Source organism: Rubripirellula reticaptiva (genome assembly GCF_007860175.1).
GTDB lineage: Bacteria > Planctomycetota > Planctomycetia > Pirellulales > Pirellulaceae > Rubripirellula > Rubripirellula reticaptiva.
The window spans coordinates 64,662-80,451 of the sequence record NZ_SJPX01000003.1; the positions used below are offsets into that span (position 1 = coordinate 64,662).

The window sequence follows — 15,790 nt, forward strand, 5'->3', positions numbered from 1 at the left end:
TCCTCGCTGCGCTACTAACCAACGCCTACTGTCAGGTACATCGCTGGGGAGACTGGACTCGTGAACCCAACACCCGCGAGGACGCCATGTTAAACACAGCGTTTGCCACTGCAGCTTGGCCGATCTACTGGTCGTCGCGTCTTGCAATCAAAGTCGTACACGACCTTAGTAGCCAAGCACCTGTCGACGAGGTCTATCTACCTCTTAGCACACTAAAGCAAAATAGCATGTGAGTTTGTGGTTCTGCTTTAGTAGCAGATTACTGAGACAAAACGTATGAGCCCGCGAGACAAATATCTCGCGGGCTCATTTCGTTTTCAAACGTCACTGGATTCTAAGTCCGCGCTGCTGTCCTATGTCGACCCGGCTCCCCAGCACGTAGTCGAGCCACACAAACCTTCACCCCGCCGGGCGATCACTTAGCCGTGATCGCAACATTGTGACAACACCACCGCGCAAATCAACAGAGGACGAGCCTAGGTATCGAGAACTATCTGAACATTACTTTAACAGCAGAGAAGAAGTGTTCGCCAAGCTATTCGAGCACTCTAATCTGCTTGAAAAGAACATCGACCTCAGCGGCTACCTGCGAGACGCCGGTGATTCGAAACTGGCGAAACAGATCAAGCGATGTGGCACGTTTCTTAGCGGCAACAGACTCTACGACTTAAAGCAGGAGCACTACTGCGGGCAAACTGCGTGGTGCCATGTCTGTGCCGCCGTGCTAGCTGCAAAACGCGCCGATCAGTGGATGCGAGCCAGCGAGATGTTTGGCGATAGCTGCCACCGCAGCGAACTAACTTTGCACAACTTCCTTATCAAACCCGCAACTCGCGGCGGCTACACAGATAGTATGGCCGACTTTCGTAAGGCAGTCGATATGCTCAGGGCATTCCGGCTACGACTGAAATACTACCACGACGGACATTTACCGCATCGAGTCTTCGAAGCGATCCGCGACAAAAGAACCGATACGGCGAAAAGGCTACGCAAGCAGACGTTCGGCCCGACGATCTCGTCGATCCACCTCGTACCTGACACAGGTTACAGCGGCCCTGAACCGTTCGCCCACATGCACTTGGCGATCGCAACCTGCCCCGAGATGTCGAAGCGGGCTGTCGGGCTCATCGTCAATCAACTTTGGGATGAAGCTCGAATCGCGTGCAAGATCCGGATCAAAGCTCGCAAGCCGGAAGTGAACCGAACCAAAGACAACCGACCAGGTAAAGACTCTTACAGAGAATCAACGGCAGCGATGCGACTCGGGCGGTTCGACCTGGCCGATCCGAAACGACCAGAATCAGAACAGGCCGTGAAGAACTTCACCTACCTCGGTCAAGTCTTCAAAACTAAGTGGACACCCAAGGAGCAATGGGACGCACACTGGCTCCTCGACGATGTCGGTATGAAGCCGAAGCAACTGATACAAACCCTCTGCATGATGGAAGCCAAGAGAGGCAGACTTCCCAGCGACTTCCCAGCGAGGGAGCTCGCGCACAAATACGAAGCTGAGTACACAGAGGTTGACGGTTGGCAACTCCGTCAGCGGATCGAACCTAAGCGGTCCGAGAAGTAGAGCCGGGGATCGATCCACGGTCAGTGCATCATCAAAGCATCCGCCAAGACTAGAACTGACCGAGGATCGATCCCCGGCGCAGGGACGGCGCCGAAACACAAGCCTCCGTGCCGAAGCGTAAAACACCTCCCCTTCTTCTATTATATCCGTGTAGCCCTAGCAAAGATTTTTTCCCTCCCCTCAGCTGCGTTTATCCCGTAAATTACGGGGTCAAACGCATGCAAAGCCTCGCAAATTCCATTTACACTTTTTTCAAAACCCACGAAACACCCAAAACACCGTAAAAACGCACATCTACCCACATCTGACCACCATTCACCCTTTTCCACCTCAACTCACCCTTCTCATCACTCACCACCTATCCCTTATCCACCTCCTACCTGACAACCGCTCCATACCTAACAACCAAAACCATCTCCTCTATCACGATCACAACCATTCCCTCTACCACACCCACACCCACATCCATCTCTTACTACCCATCCGCTCCTCTCTCATTACCATCCTCCCCTTTACTACTCTCCCCATCATCTACCTCCTAGTATTCGGCGGTGGGTTTCGGCTTCGGCAACCGAGATCGATTCTTCGGCAGCCGAAACTCATTCTTCGGCAGCCGGGGATCGATCCCCGGCAAACAACCTCCAGCTAGTTGTCTGACCGAAACTCATTCTTCGGAAACCGAAATCGATTCTTCGGCAACCTCACATCCCAGCCGAGGATCGATCCCCGGCACTCACACCGAGATCGTTCAATGACAAACCACTAAACTCTCGACCACTACCAAACTCGCGCTCGGTTGTTCGTCACTCTTTCTTCTACTCGTCTTCCTCTTCATCGCCTTCGTCACAGTTGCAGTCGTTGTCGACCTGACGCTCACCGATGACTACTACGTCTACGTGCTCGACCCGTTCGTTAACACTGTTCATGAAGAACCATTCATCTCTCTACGTGAACCGCCAGTCATCCATGAGTCCGAAGTGTTTAACTGGATACGGACTGCCCTCGCTACCGACACGTGGTCGAACAGAACTCAACTTCCATATCTCGGTAGCAGTGAGGAGAAAGGGCGTTCTGCTGTCAATTTGCGTCTGAAACGGTACCACCTCTTGGCGATTCTAACGGTACCAGTTGGTGAGACCGGGCCGCTTCGCGGCCCGGTGGTACTGTTTGATTTAAGCTTCTTCGGTCGCCGAGCCTCCAGCTTTTGATTCCACCTGTGCAGCACCGACGTCGCGGCGGGATCGTAAGGTGTTAGAGACAGACCCTTCGCGAATTCGGCGAACCTGCGAAACGGTGACCGCCGCCTCCGCGGCGAATCTTGGCGTTACGCGCTTCGTTGTGTTTCACCAGAGACGCCATCGCGTTAGATCCTGGGAGCTAAAGAAAGTCATCGCGATGCCGCCACGGGGAACGCGATGTGAACGGTGTTCCGACGAGTCGATGGATTCAGCTTGCTTGGGCTACGTAGTGCCGTGCGCATTTTTGGGAAGTGCGACGGATGCACCTATCGTTGTGCAAACGGAACAACAACCCCCGGCAAGGACCACAAAGATGCCCAGCTCAACACGCCCATCACCTCCCAGTTCAAATCTCGTCGATGCAAACTACCGATTTCTAGTCGGGATCAAAGATGACATCAGCACGCTTGATCTCTTTGCCGCTGATCCTGAGGGGTACGCAAAGTACCTCGCATGGTATGAAAGCCGGCAGGACTTCCGACGTGTCTTCAGCTTGAACGCAACCATCGAATCGCGACTTGCAGCCTACCTGCGACTTGTCGCAGCGCGGGGACAGCGGTTCTGTTTGGGAGTGAATGCAATTCCCAGCAGCAAATGGCTGCGAGAGCGTCTGGATATTCATCGCAATACGATGGCTAAGTACGTCAAGGATGCGCAGACGACGAGGCGGGTTCAGCTCAGTCTGAATACCGCTTCCCGGATGGCGTTCGCTGCAGCCATCTACCCGCCACCCACGAAGCTTGAAAAGAACGCGGTTGCAAGTGTGTGGGATAATCGCCTTGACTTGATCGACGATTACCACCTCACCGGAAAGAACAAGCGGGACATGGTTCGCTACCTCGCCCCAATCACCCGCAGCGGCACGAACGACCTGTTCACGATCCCGAAGAACTATCCGTGCTCTTATGACCTCGACCCCAAAGGGCAGCCGATGAAACGGATCTCTGCGCACACCGCTCGTAGGGCGAAAAAATGAGCGAAATCGGCAGCCGAGTAAGACATTAGAGCCGCTGACGCATCGAATGAACTGCACACCTTTTCTGGCAAGCAATATGATGGAACACGAAACAGATTTTGAGTCACTGTTGATGGATGGCCTTGAACGGGAGCGAATGCCGGCAGAGGAATCTCGCAAGGTCTTTCGTTTCAGCTTGGGGCCTGCCTGGCGTTGGGAAAAGGCACAGCTGGTCGCCCTGCGAAGACGCATCTCCAAGCGGGTCGAGTGCGATTCCACTTTTTGGCAGCTCGTCAATCACTTCTATGAACTGCCGAAGGAAATGCATGAATCGTTGTGCGGTGGTCTTCAACTCGACACTGCCGCCGCTGAGGCGATCTTCGTTGACCCGATCGCGAGACTGAACGTTGAGGCAAGGATACTGGCGAGGCAATCGCCGGAGGAAGTCGCCGCTCGTACTGGTTGTGCTGCCCAGACGGTACGCGACTACTGCAGCATCTTTTTCGATGTGCTCGAAAATCTTGGTGCGTCGAGTTGGCTTGCGGTCCATGTGTTCCATCCGGAAGGCGAATTCGCCAACGACTTGCACTCGGTCGTTCTTCGGGACGCCTACCAGGGAGGCTCTGCGGTTTGTGAACACTGGTTGGAGAGACTTCCCGTTTTGGGCCAAGAGTGCGATCTGACCACTGAGTTTGGTCGTGAAGTGAAACGCTTGGAACTGCACGTGCGAAGGAGCCAGCTACAACGACAAGCCCCGCTTGAACTGGGCAAAGCAGCCGTGCGAATCGGCAACCTGTCCCCTCACGAGCGAGTTGGCTTCATCGACGCAAGCGAAGTGGTCGAACGCCACATTGCACAGTCTCTGGGCGACATCCTGTCGAGCGATGAAAACGCACAGCAAGTGATGCAGATCGACAGACATTCGCACAAGCGCGAATGCCGTCAACGACATTCAGCGTAGTTTTTGATGATTCCGAGATTGTGTTACACAAACGCGAATGGAAATTGAATCAAGACGCGGCACATTGAATAAGTACGCTACGCAGACGTTTCGTTTAGATGGGAAACTGCAAAAGCGATACATCGGGAAGGCGAGTGATCCCGTGGTTCAACTGTTTTTCGAAAGCGAGCAACTCGACAAAGCCGTCGAACGTGCTGATCGCGAAACCCGCCGCCGCGAGAAAGACGACGACTTGGCAGCAGCCAGATCGCTCGATTGGTTGGCTCAATGGTCAACGAACTGGAAAGTCATTAGCGAGTTACGTGGAAAGAACATGCACAAGAAACCGACACCCTCATGCGAAGCCGAACGAGAACTTCCACGCCTTCACAGGTTCAAGGAGACTTGCCGGCGATCGGAAGACGGAGATCTCGACGCGCAGCGACAACTCGACATTTGGATCGCGGAGACGCCCGAGATACTGAGCCGCGCGACCGACACGATCAGCATTGTCAGGGAGTACTTGATTCAGTTCGTTGGCAGGGCATCACCAGAGTGCTCGGTGCTTTGGCGAAAGCAACTCGACTTGAAGACTGCCGAAATCATGTGCGATGCGGGCGATGATGCGCTGAGCCGCATGTACGCCGAAGTTGCCGTGCTCGCCTGGTTCGACTTCATGCGAAGTTCGCTGATGCCGTGTTTGGCGGGCGGTGACATGAAGAGGTCGGCGTATTGGGGATCGGCACTGACTCTCTCCCAGAAGCGATGGCTAAGTATCGAGAAAGCATTCCGCCAGCATTTGAAACAGGCACCGAAACTACGATCTGCCAATCAATCCATTGTTCCAGAGGCTAAAAAAAAGCCGCAGCCCGGATGAATCGATCATCCGGGGCGCAGCAGGATGCAAGTCAGTGATCGGTGTTAGCCTGGCTGCATTTGACTTTTCAGCTTCTCAATCAGCTCGCTGGCCTGCTGCAGTGTCAAGCTTTGCGGCGAAGCGACACCGAACTCGGCATCGAGTTCGCTGGCCAAACGGACATGCGCCTTGGACGCGATCGTGTGAATCGCACGGATCTGAGCATCGGTCGCCGGGCGTTGGCCTTGGATGTGTGACTTGCCGACAGCTGCGGCGCTGGGCTGATGGGCGACCGACGTGACAGAACTTCGATCGTGGCTCGCCAATTCGGCATCGATGCTGCGGCGACATCGTGCGAATGCCTGACGGATACGTTGCTCGATGACGTCGGCGTCGCCCGCCTCGTGATCGTCGAGTTGTACTTCGACGACGCAGCTGGCGCCGACGCTGCCGAAGTTGGGTTGGCCGATCTTTTGTTGCAGACCGACGGTTAACTTGTGAAGTTTCATGGATGAATCCTTGTTGAAGTGAAAGAAGGTGCCCGGCGAACGTCGCCGGGCACTGCGAAACAGAAGTTCCGAAACAGACCTAGCGTCACTGGTTCAGCCAGTGTTTGCCGAGCCAAGCGACTTCGGCAGCCAGTGCCGATGATCGCGTCTTGAATGGTCCCAGCACCGGACCATCGACCGGCGACAGATCGGCCGTCCAGTACCCATCCGCCGTCGGCTCGACATGCGAACCGCGGCGAATGGTGGGACGGCCGATGGCGTGCGGGTCGATCCCCTCGTGGTAGATCATCCGCACGTCACCGAAAGTGTTGATGACGATATCCATGATCGCTCTACCGAGTGCGCCGCAAGATGCTGCGGCGCGGTCGGTCCGTCATCCAGCTGTCCAGCGACGCTTCGACGCGCGTCAGCTGGTCAGCGACGTGCTGACGGATGCCAGGACGTTCGCGAAGTTCTTGCGGCGCGACGCCACTGAGCACGCGACGCGCATCCGCCACCAACCGATCCAGCCCCTCATCACTGCGGATGTTCAGATGCTGGAAGCGATCGAAGAACTCCAGCAGGTTGGTCACCGCCGAGTCGCGGAAGACTTTGGCCGTGCCGTCGTTCTGTCCACCGAGTCGTTCGGCCAAGTGGCTGACCAACTGACCCAGTTCATCAGCGAACGCTTGCTCGGCAAGTTGCACCGCTTCATCAAACCGGGTCTGCACGCGGGCACACTCGCTGTAGTACAACTGCGGACTGACCCGCAGCAGGTACTCCGGCGGATCACAACTGGGATAGTCCCACTCGATGCCGAACTGCTCGCGGAAGTCATCGGTGTAGTCGCCGGCGTCGAACAGATCTCCCAGCCGCTCTCGCGCCCCGTCAATCAGCTCGCCGTAGTGACTTTCCAATTGCTCAACGGCCTCGGCCAGCTCGGCGCGCACCGTCGTCATGTGCACCTCGAACGCCGCCACATCACTTCGGCGAATCAACCGTATGCCGGGTTCGACATAGGGCAGCGTGTGATTCTTCCAGTAATCAGCGGCCTGCTTGCGCACCGCGGTGGCCGCACGAAACGCGGGGTGTGCGGTGTCCAGCAGTTTCTTCGACGCTGACACGGACCTGATGTCGGCGTCGAACGTCCCGGCCGCTTGTCGCGTTTGATCTTGGCTGAGCGTCTTGCGACTTCCCGGCCAATGGATCTTCAATCGCACGGCTGTCGTTTCGGACTGCAGGCGTTCGCCGACCGAAGCGTTCGTCGCCACAGGCATTGCATCGGCTTCGGTCGTCACGGATGGGGTCAGAGTATCGAGTGTCATGGTTCGTATTTCCTGCAAAAGAGTTGGGCAAAAAGAAAAACGCCCCACCGGCATGCATGCCGATGGGGCGTCGTCGTCTGAGTGAGGGGAGGGGAAGATTCACGGATGCCCGGAATCACTGCTTGCGTGATGCAAGCTTCGCTTGGCGTCCCTTCGCGGGGAGCCGCTTGGTGTCCGATGACGTGGATTGCTGAACCACATCGTCCAGCAACACCTCGCACACGGTCTCGCTGCTCGGCTCGGGCTGACGCGGCCACATCAAGATGGCCACCATCAACAGTGGCAATCCGCAGACGACTAGCAGCACCGCCGACGAGATCACGGCGGCCAACACGGGCTCGCCATGTTCACGTTCGTCCCACCGCCGCCGGTCCTCTTCGAGCAAGTCCCGCTGCAGACCGACCTCGGCGCGTTCGGCTTGCAAGTCTTCTTGCATTTCGAGCCACTGTTGGTCACTGAGATCACGACCGCTTGGTCCGCAACCGACTAGGCTACCGATCGTGATCAAGATCGAGGCCACGATCGTCTTCGTCGGCACGATGAAACCCCTTGCGGATGAGTCGTTGAAGGATCGTCTGCAGTCCCCTACGTTGACGACGCAGCTGCCACACCATTAGTGAAGCAGCGGCGAGCGCGAACGAAAGCGTCATGCAGACCAAGAGTAAAGGTGTCACGTAGGAATCTCCTTGAGTGAATCGAGCCCGACCGTCATGGCGACGAGCGGGCTCTTGATGGATGGAAGAAACAATACAGGCACTTGCACCGGCGCGATCAGCCTCGTGCATGCCATGCATGTGCCGAGGACTGCGCCCCGGTTTTGCAATCAGTTGACCGATGGTTTGGTCGACACCGCACGCCGGCGTTTCGGCTTCGCCAATGCGTGGTAGACCCCCGACGTCTCTGCCGAGAGACAGCGACCGTCTGCCCACTGACGAAGATGGTTCACCGACTCGGCGGACGTCACCGCCACCGGCACCACGTTCTCGGCCGCCCGCACCAACGAGACATCCAGCAGCGCCGCCAATCGGCAACACGATTTGATCTCGGCGCCGGTCCACTGGTCATCGGCTGGTTTGGGCTCACTCGAATCCAAGCCAAAACGCTGGACGTACAACTGCCAGATCTCGTCCTTCTGCGTCCGGCCTGGCAAGTCGACGAAGAACACACCGTCGAACCTTTCGGCTCTGGCGAACTCCGGCGGCAGCTTGGCAACGTCATTGGCCGTGCAGACCACGAACACGTCGGACTCGTGATCGTTCAGCCACGACAAGAACGTGCCGAACATCCGTGACGACACGCCGCTGTCGTTGCCGCCGCCGCTGGCACCCGCGAACGCCTTCTCGACTTCATCGATCATCAGGACACAGGGTGCCATGGCATCGACGATGGACAGAGCTTGCCGAGTTCGTTCTTCGGATTGACCGACGAGCGAACCCATCAGACTACCGACATCGAGTGTCAGCACCGGACGACCGACCTCGTTGCCCACGCACTTGCAGAACTCACTCTTGCCACATCCGGGCGGCGACAACAGCATCACGCCACGGGGGCGAGGCTGCGTTGTCGACCGGCCACGGTGAATCAGCGCTCGACGAGTGAAAGACTTCAACGCACCGAGTCCACCGAGACTGTCAAAGTTCTGACCGCCACGGTGCAAACTCAGTAGTCCCGACTTCTTCACCGCTTGCGTCTTCAGTTCCCAAATCGAGTCCGGCGTGATCCGGCCATCACGAACCAGCGCCAAGCTGAACGCGCCTTCGGCCTCGTAACGGGACAGTCCCGCCGCGGCATCCAGCACGTCCTCGAGTTCCCTGTCCACTGGCATCTCACCCGCTTCGGTGGCGATGCCGGTCGCGATCTGTGTCAGCTGGTCTCGATCGGGAAGCGGATGCTCGACCACGATGAACAGTTTCTCGAGCTCCACCGGCAACTGAACCAGCGGACTGAGGATCACCACAAACGTGCGATGCTGTTTCCCTTCGTTCACCGCCCGGCTGATCGCTTGCACGATCTCGGCCGAACCGATGAAGCGATGGAAGTTGGGCAACACCAGTAGTGATGGCGTGTCGGCCGATGCCATGGCCGACACCGCACGGACCGCCGCCAACGGATCGGCGACCTCAACATCGATCGCCGTACCGCTTGGCTGACGCAGGCCTTGGTCGATGTCCCAAACGGCCAGTCGCCAGTCTTCCTCTTGGCACATCGCCGAAAGCTCGGCGAGCGCGTCGAGATGTTCATGGGACTCGATCCAAATGCCGGCGAAGCAGGCCCGGATCAGTTCGTTCATTCGCTGTGATAGTTTCATCGCGTGTGTCCTCCTGGGACAATGGGTTGTGAAGCGAAAAGAAAAGCCCGGTCAGCGTGCTAAGACGACTGCCGGGCTTGTTGTTGATCGCGGACTTCGGTTTTGTAGAAGTCCGCTTTGAGCTGTTCGTTCTCTTTGAGACCCAATGCCTCTTCGAGAAACGCACTGGCTTGCCGGCACTGATCACCGGTAAAGCCATTCGTCTCGACTCGGGATGCACCTTCGGGCGAGACGATCACGGTGACGGTTTTCAAGATGCACCTCCGACGGTCAACGAGACCTTGATGGAACCGTCGGCCAAACGATGTTCGGCAACCGAGTAGCCCTTGCGCCGCGCCTCGAGCTTGGTCTTCTCAACCGCGTAGGCCTGCAAAAACTCATCGAGTCGACTCTGGCGTCCCCAGTGACCTTGGTAGTTATCGAACTTGGTTTCACCGGTGGTCGTGTTGAAGACGACCGGATACTTCCAGTCCTTCAGCCGCACGCCGAGTCCCGTCACGGTCTCGCTGAACAATTTCACTTCGCCTTCGACCGGCTCATCGAGTCCCAGTCGAACACACCCCGCACGAACCGCCGTAGCGTCACGAACCTGGGTCTTGATCTGCATCACGTGCGACATGCGCACCTCCAAGAAGTTGGAAGAAAGGTAACGTCGGTGGCTACAGAGCCATCCTCACCTAAACGTAGCGCAAAACGATCAAGTATTTAGGTCAACGGATCAATGGAAGCAGACAGACTTGGCTTGTCGCGGAATTTGCGACAAGCCAGGCGACCGACGAACGAAACAGAGGCCAAAGTTCAACGGCCGACCGAGAAAGAGGCAAGAATCGCGTAGCCCATCGGTGTCTCAAAAGCTCTGGACCGGTCGTCGCCCGCGATCGATCAACTAGCGGCGTTCGTTCAAATGTCGCGGGAATGTTTCGTAGTGCAGATGGTGCCGGTGGCGATCGCCAGTGCGTGGGTCACGAGACAAACAATGCGAAGCAAACAAGTACTGCCAGCGAAACTCGCGATGAGCCGACGGTTACTTGCGATGCAGTTACTTGCGATGCCGTGCATGCGGCAACCACACTGACGCCGTACCGTTTGCCAAGTCATGTTCATGCAACGACCGCCGAGACTCAACGTATCGCCGCAGCGGTTCAACAAGCTCGGCCGGTAATGGAACCAAACGACTCTTGTTCCCCTTTGCCCCGTGGATCTCAATCAAACCATTGTCAAAGTCGATGTCTTTCACACGCAATCGGATCGGGGGCTGGCCCCTGACCACACTGCATCACCACAAAAAGCAATTCCTAAACGATTTTGGAATCGGTGATTGACTTTAGTTAAGACCGTCGCTGACCCCTTTGGTCGGATTCAGCCATGGATAGGCTTGTCGTACTGCACGCCCTCGTGCTTTGCTCAATCAGTATCCAGCTTCAAAGTGTCCATGGGGCTTTTGATGCTGCGACCCAGTTCGCAGCTCACATGCACATATCTCATGGTGGTCTCGATGTCCTTGTGGCCCATCAATTTCTGTACCGTCGGGAGATCCGTGCCTGCCTCCACTAAATGCGTCGCGAAACTATGTCGCAAACTGTGTGGCACTCCGTTTTTGTGAATCTTCGCAAGCCGCTGGGCTATCTTCAGCGCATTGGCGAACTGCTGCTCAGCAATATGATGACGCCACACCTTGCCACTCCGCTTGTCACGAGCTCTCTGTCGAGATGGGAACACCCACTTCCACGCCAACTCCTGACACGCATTCGGGTACTTTCTCGCCAGTGCATACGGTAGATACACCTGCGGATACCCCTCCTCACTGTCGATACGGTGCCATCGGGCCGCCACCTCGATCTGACGTTTCAGTCCATCCACCGCACGCTCCGGCAAGAAAGTAATCCGGTCTTTCTCGCCTTTGCCGTCTCGCACCACGATATGCCCCTCATCGAAGCAAATGTCCTTGACTCGCAGTCGCCGACACTCCTTGTGCCGTAGTCCAGCACCATACATCAACAAAAACATCAGTCGATGCACGTCAACCAGATGAACCAGCAAGTGTTCGATTTCTTCGCGACTATACCAAACGGCAATCGACTCGCTTTGCTTGGCACGAACCGCGTTGACGAAACCCAACTGCTTGCCGAGCACACATTGGTAGAAAAAGAACAAACCCGCCTGTGCTTGATTTTGCGTACTCGCCGCAACATTCCCCTCGACGGCGAGCGACGTCAGAAACGTGCCAATGTCCTTCTCGCCAAACTGATCCAGTTGGGTCGAGCCGACGTGACCGGAAAACCGCTTCACCCAGCGTACGTAGGCCTTTTCCGTAGCCGCCGAGTAATGCAAAACTCGCATCTCGCTACGCATCGTCTGGATGAAAGGCGGTTCACCGCGATTGATATTTCCCCGCAGCTTTGCCAACTCCTCAGCCGTAGGCGCTGCCTCCAATTCAACGTTCCGCTCCAGTCGCCCCATCTTCGCCAATGTCGCGACAATGCCAGACAGATCAGGTTCGGAGCATGAAAGCACTTGATCCCGGTAGAATACAACTGCACGAACCGCCTGATACCGCTGCCATGCCGGAGGGCACTACGCTCACGGCCGGCCCACGAGTTGAATTCAACCCGGCCACGCGCCTTGGAAACGTCACTCGGACGTTCGCACACCACGACATGTTCGGTAGATCAGGCGAAACGATGCTTGAACTGTCATTTCCGGCGTTGAAAGGGGCAAGTGGATCACCTGTAATGGCTCCCGGACACGAGGTCTGGGGTATTGTGGTTGCGAATCATTCGGTCGACCTATTGCCAAGCCAAGTCGAAGAAATTTTCGATGAGTCGGGCAAACTGGAAGAACGCACAACATTTACACTCCCACAGGCTCTCGCAATTAACGTAATGCACATTCGGGCATTCGTAGATGAGGTCGCTGCCGGAGAGACAGAACCATGACATGCACGGGAGGACGGCTTGCGCGGTTTTTTGAAGTGGAAGATCTTTCGTCCGTCCCCCGTGATGTCTACCGTTATCGGGCTGACTCCTCATGTGTTTGGTGTGTTCGCTTGCGTTAGCGATTACTGCAACGCTGGATTGCGAATTTTTCGTTCGGTGTTTGCTTTAGTGTTTTGGCAATTCAAACGCTTTGATCCTCCGTTGACGATTGCCACAACGTAGAGCGTTCCCAAGCCGAACCTGTGTTTGCTGTTGGCGTTTGTTGATGGCACCGCAACGTTTTTGATTCTTCGTTTATGAACAACACGCCCTGCCGGACGACGACACCCGTTTACTTGCCGACCGGGTCAACGCCCAATTGCTTGCCGCACGAATCGACGCCCGCTAGACTGTGGCGACGCGGTTTCCGCTTCCCAGAACCCGATCAACGCTCGTCCATAAAAGCCGATAACCAAGTGATTCAACGGAGTCGGGCTTGCAAGGTTTTCGCAATGATCACGTCTAATCTCCCGACCCGCTGATCACCAGCGTTATCCGACTGAAGGTCTTACATGCACGAAGCTGAGACACAGTTCCGAGACTTCTTCGCGTTCTATGCCAACGAACCGCCGCGTTCAGCGGCCATTCTCGTTCCTGCCAAGCTCGATGCTTTGCTGCGCGATTCCATCGAACGACGATTGATACCCGCCGACAACCCAAAGGACGATCCTCTGCTGTCAAGCGATCGTGCTCTTGGCACATTTTCCTCCCGCATTGAGATTGCATACCGTCTTGGGCTCATCGACTCTCAATTCAAGTCTGCCCTTCATCTTCTGCGTAAGATCCGCAACGAATTCGCTCATGGCTTCGACGATCAAGATTTCTCAACGCCCCAGCATCGCTCTCGCATACTTGAACTCGTAAAGCCGATCCTGCATACTCGATACTTCACGGACGCAACGACCGCCATATCCGGCGCTTACAGCATGGACCACACAAACTACCTTGTGGTTTCCGGCATGATGACCGGAGGATTGTCGATGTATTCGCACGTGGTCCAGCCTATCGGCGCGAACTTGCTCCGCCCGCTTGCATTCGATCCAGACAACGGATAACCATCGCATGCACCGGAGTCGGGCTTGCGGGCGTTTTTAGATGGAAAATCAACACTCCCGACCCGGTGATGCGGGACGTTATGCCGCAAGAGCCGTGACTTGCCTGCTGGGAGCGTTCTGTTGAACGAGACAATCGCTTGGATCACTGACAAAGCCACACTTCCGGATTGTAACAAATATGTTCTGATCGCTTGCGGCAACCGTACTGGCGTGGGCTACTGCAAAGAAGGAAACTGGTACCACGAAGACGGTGGTGGCGTCGAATGCGATGTCGATGCGTGGGCAAACCTACCGTGCGGACCGTATTCTCAAATCGACGACAGGATTGACCATTCCGACGACTGATCGTGCTTGATCGCAACACTTTCCGTAGATCGACACCGTAGTGGCACGGTTGGTTTCATCCTTCACTGATCGCTGGCAACAAACGTGCTCGACACACAATGGTTAATTGGTGACAATCGATCAGCATGGCAGACGACATTGTTGTTCCACGTCAATTGGGATTGAACGTCAACCGTGAATGACGGCATAACAAATGCGTGAACTGGAGTGGCGATTCACGCCGAATTTGAAATCAACGTCAGCCGTCGCCACCCGGTTACGCTAGACGTTACCCGACTGAAGAATCGTGTCTAAACGCACTCGCAATTTGAAGCCTGAGCGATTGCCGCGGGAACCTGATTTCAACCCGAACGGCAACGATCTTGACGCTGCATGTGCTTGGCGTAACTTCGGTGGTTTGACGCTCACTGATGCGATCGCGAGGTTTCAGGAGAACCCGCTGTACTACCAGGAGGACTTCATGTTCATGGGAACCGATGCGTTTCACTACTACTTTCCGGTGCTGGATACATATCTCCGCGGCACCCCTGATGCTGAATCTGAAGACGACAATGAATCCTGGATCATTGCACATTGTATCGCTGCACAATTTCACGAACGTTCGATGCAACGACTTCGCGCCATAACGCCCGCCGTGCTTGCACTTGCCGATTTCGTTCGCGATAATATCGGCCGGTTTGGTGGCGATGTCGCTGAGCGTGATCGCGTCTCCTTGGCTTGGCATGACCTTGCCTCGCAGGTTGTCGAGCTCCAGCAGGACGGCGGGTAACCAAGCCATGCAACGGAGCACGGCTTGCGCGATTTTTGGTAATGGACAATTATCTTTCCGTGCCCGCTGATGGCCACCGTTATCCGACTGACTCCCTCAGGTGTCCGGCGTATTTCTTCGCACAAGCGATCGCCTCAACCTTCGATTGCGAATTGGTCGTTCGGCTTTTGCGTTAGTGAATCGACGCGTCAAACGTTTTGATCCTCCGTTNGCGTCGGCCGCAACGCTGGTTGATCGCTGACTGACTTCGGTCTTTACGGCTGGCGTTTGCCGATGGCATCACAACGGTTCTGATCCTTCGATGAACGGAATTGCTTGCCTGGAACTTTAGAGCCCGCTAGACTCTGGCGACTTGAAATCCACTGCCCAACACTCGATCAATGCCCGTCGATAAAGCGGATAACCATCGGTTGTACCGGAGCGGCGGTGGTCGCGCTGTTTTGAAATCACGGCACTCGCCGCCGCCCGGTAAACCGTAACGTTATCGGGACGAACCGTCACCGACTATCTCAATGGTTGCCGATGTCATCGCCGCTGTGTCGATTGCCGACTGAGCTGATGCCAGCGCCTTTTTTGCGTCCTCAATGTTGCCGCAACGAAGAAACGCCCACGCTTCCGAGACCTTCGGCGCGAGGACGGAATACGCTAACGTCAAATCCGGCTTGTGGTACTCGATGCGTTGATCGCCAATCGCAATTGCCGAAACTCTTGGGTCTTGTTCTGTCGCCATCTGATCTAACTCCTAATCGCCCGATAACAACGCCATGAACACGGAGCGGGCGAGCCAGTCGTGTTGGCAATGGAAAATCAAACGCGCCCGCCCGGTTATGGCGAGCGTTATCCGACATACTCCCTCAGGTGTCCGGCGTATTTCTTCGCACAAGCGATCACTTCAACCTTCGATTGCGAATTGGTCGTTCGGCTTTTGCGTTAGTGAATCGACGCGTCAAACGTTTTGAT

General features: G+C 56.0%; 18 protein-coding genes. 8 read left to right on the forward strand and 10 right to left on the reverse strand.

The annotated features are described in order from the left end of the window. Window positions 1–523 precede the first annotated feature (523 nt). The 4 genes from Poly59_RS12995 (at window position 524) to Poly59_RS13010 (ending at window position 5,586) form a co-directional block, all read left to right on the forward strand. Window positions 524–1,576 carry a hypothetical protein gene (locus Poly59_RS12995; RefSeq protein WP_146534565.1) on the forward strand — a complete coding sequence of 351 codons (1,053 nt, stop codon included), beginning with the start codon at window positions 524–526 and terminating at the stop codon, window positions 1,574–1,576. A gap of 1,551 nt (window positions 1,577–3,127) precedes the next feature. After that, complete coding sequence (locus tag Poly59_RS13000) at window positions 3,128–3,790, forward strand: hypothetical protein (protein WP_146534566.1); 663 nt, start codon at window positions 3,128–3,130, stop codon at window positions 3,788–3,790. Window positions 3,791–3,866: 76 nt separating this feature from the next. Beyond that, window positions 3,867–4,730, forward strand: a complete 864-nt coding sequence (locus Poly59_RS13005) for a hypothetical protein (protein ID WP_186776224.1) — start codon at window positions 3,867–3,869, stop codon at window positions 4,728–4,730. A gap of 37 nt (window positions 4,731–4,767) precedes the next feature. Beyond that, window positions 4,768–5,586, forward strand: a complete 819-nt coding sequence (locus Poly59_RS13010; protein WP_186776225.1) for a hypothetical protein — start codon at window positions 4,768–4,770, stop codon at window positions 5,584–5,586. Window positions 5,587–5,630: 44 nt separating this feature from the next. Here the strand turns inward: Poly59_RS13010 and Poly59_RS13015 are convergent, their stop codons facing one another. From Poly59_RS13015 to Poly59_RS13055, 9 genes are all read right to left on the reverse strand, one after another. Next, window positions 5,631–6,074: a hypothetical protein gene (locus Poly59_RS13015; RefSeq protein WP_146534569.1), complete on the reverse strand. Its 444-nt coding sequence runs from the start codon at window positions 6,072–6,074 to the stop codon at window positions 5,631–5,633. Between the two features lie 85 nt (window positions 6,075–6,159). Next, window positions 6,160–6,399, reverse strand: a complete 240-nt coding sequence (locus Poly59_RS13020) for a hypothetical protein (RefSeq protein WP_146534570.1) — start codon at window positions 6,397–6,399, stop codon at window positions 6,160–6,162. Between the two features lie 7 nt (window positions 6,400–6,406). Beyond that, on the reverse strand, window positions 6,407–7,378 hold the full coding sequence (locus Poly59_RS13025; protein WP_146534571.1) for a hypothetical protein: 972 nt from the start codon (window positions 7,376–7,378) through the stop codon (window positions 6,407–6,409). 115 nt (window positions 7,379–7,493) lie between these two features. After that, on the reverse strand, window positions 7,494–7,916 hold the full coding sequence (locus tag Poly59_RS13030) for a hypothetical protein (protein ID WP_246151617.1): 423 nt from the start codon (window positions 7,914–7,916) through the stop codon (window positions 7,494–7,496). A gap of 285 nt (window positions 7,917–8,201) precedes the next feature. Beyond that, a complete protein-coding gene (locus Poly59_RS13035) occupies window positions 8,202–9,686 on the reverse strand; it encodes an AAA family ATPase (RefSeq protein ID WP_146534572.1) in 1,485 nt (494 codons plus the stop codon). A gap of 59 nt (window positions 9,687–9,745) precedes the next feature. Further along, on the reverse strand, window positions 9,746–9,940 hold the full coding sequence (locus Poly59_RS13040) for a DUF2997 domain-containing protein (RefSeq protein WP_146534573.1): 195 nt from the start codon (window positions 9,938–9,940) through the stop codon (window positions 9,746–9,748). After that, window positions 9,937–10,305, reverse strand: coding sequence for a hypothetical protein (locus Poly59_RS13045; RefSeq protein ID WP_146534574.1), 369 nt, complete (start codon window positions 10,303–10,305; stop codon window positions 9,937–9,939). Before Poly59_RS13045 ends, Poly59_RS13040 begins: the two co-directional genes overlap by 4 nt. A gap of 420 nt (window positions 10,306–10,725) precedes the next feature. Beyond that, entirely contained in the window at window positions 10,726–10,956 is a 231-nt protein-coding gene (locus tag Poly59_RS30150; protein ID WP_315852588.1) for a tyrosine-type recombinase/integrase, read from the reverse strand. A 134-nt stretch (window positions 10,957–11,090) separates the two neighbouring features. After that, entirely contained in the window at window positions 11,091–12,200 is a 1,110-nt protein-coding gene (locus Poly59_RS13055) for an integron integrase (RefSeq protein WP_146534575.1), read from the reverse strand. Between the two features lie 485 nt (window positions 12,201–12,685). On the opposite strand from Poly59_RS13055, the gene Poly59_RS29460 reads away from it, so the two are divergent. From Poly59_RS29460 to Poly59_RS13070, 4 genes are all read left to right on the forward strand, one after another. Further along, window positions 12,686–12,844, forward strand: coding sequence for a hypothetical protein (locus Poly59_RS29460; RefSeq protein ID WP_186776226.1), 159 nt, complete (start codon window positions 12,686–12,688; stop codon window positions 12,842–12,844). Between the two features lie 329 nt (window positions 12,845–13,173). Beyond that, window positions 13,174–13,716 carry a hypothetical protein gene (locus Poly59_RS13060; RefSeq protein ID WP_146534576.1) on the forward strand — a complete coding sequence of 181 codons (543 nt, stop codon included), beginning with the start codon at window positions 13,174–13,176 and terminating at the stop codon, window positions 13,714–13,716. Window positions 13,717–13,836: 120 nt separating this feature from the next. Beyond that, window positions 13,837–14,061 (forward strand): hypothetical protein, encoded by a 225-nt coding sequence (locus Poly59_RS13065; RefSeq protein WP_146534577.1) that lies wholly within the window; start codon window positions 13,837–13,839, stop codon window positions 14,059–14,061. Between the two features lie 286 nt (window positions 14,062–14,347). Then, window positions 14,348–14,830 (forward strand): hypothetical protein, encoded by a 483-nt coding sequence (locus Poly59_RS13070; RefSeq protein ID WP_146534578.1) that lies wholly within the window; start codon window positions 14,348–14,350, stop codon window positions 14,828–14,830. Window positions 14,831–15,311: 481 nt separating this feature from the next. Here Poly59_RS13070 and Poly59_RS13075 read toward each other — a convergent pair whose 3' ends face one another. Then, window positions 15,312–15,560 (reverse strand): hypothetical protein, encoded by a 249-nt coding sequence (locus Poly59_RS13075; protein ID WP_146534579.1) that lies wholly within the window; start codon window positions 15,558–15,560, stop codon window positions 15,312–15,314. Between the last annotated feature and the right edge of the window lie 230 nt (window positions 15,561–15,790).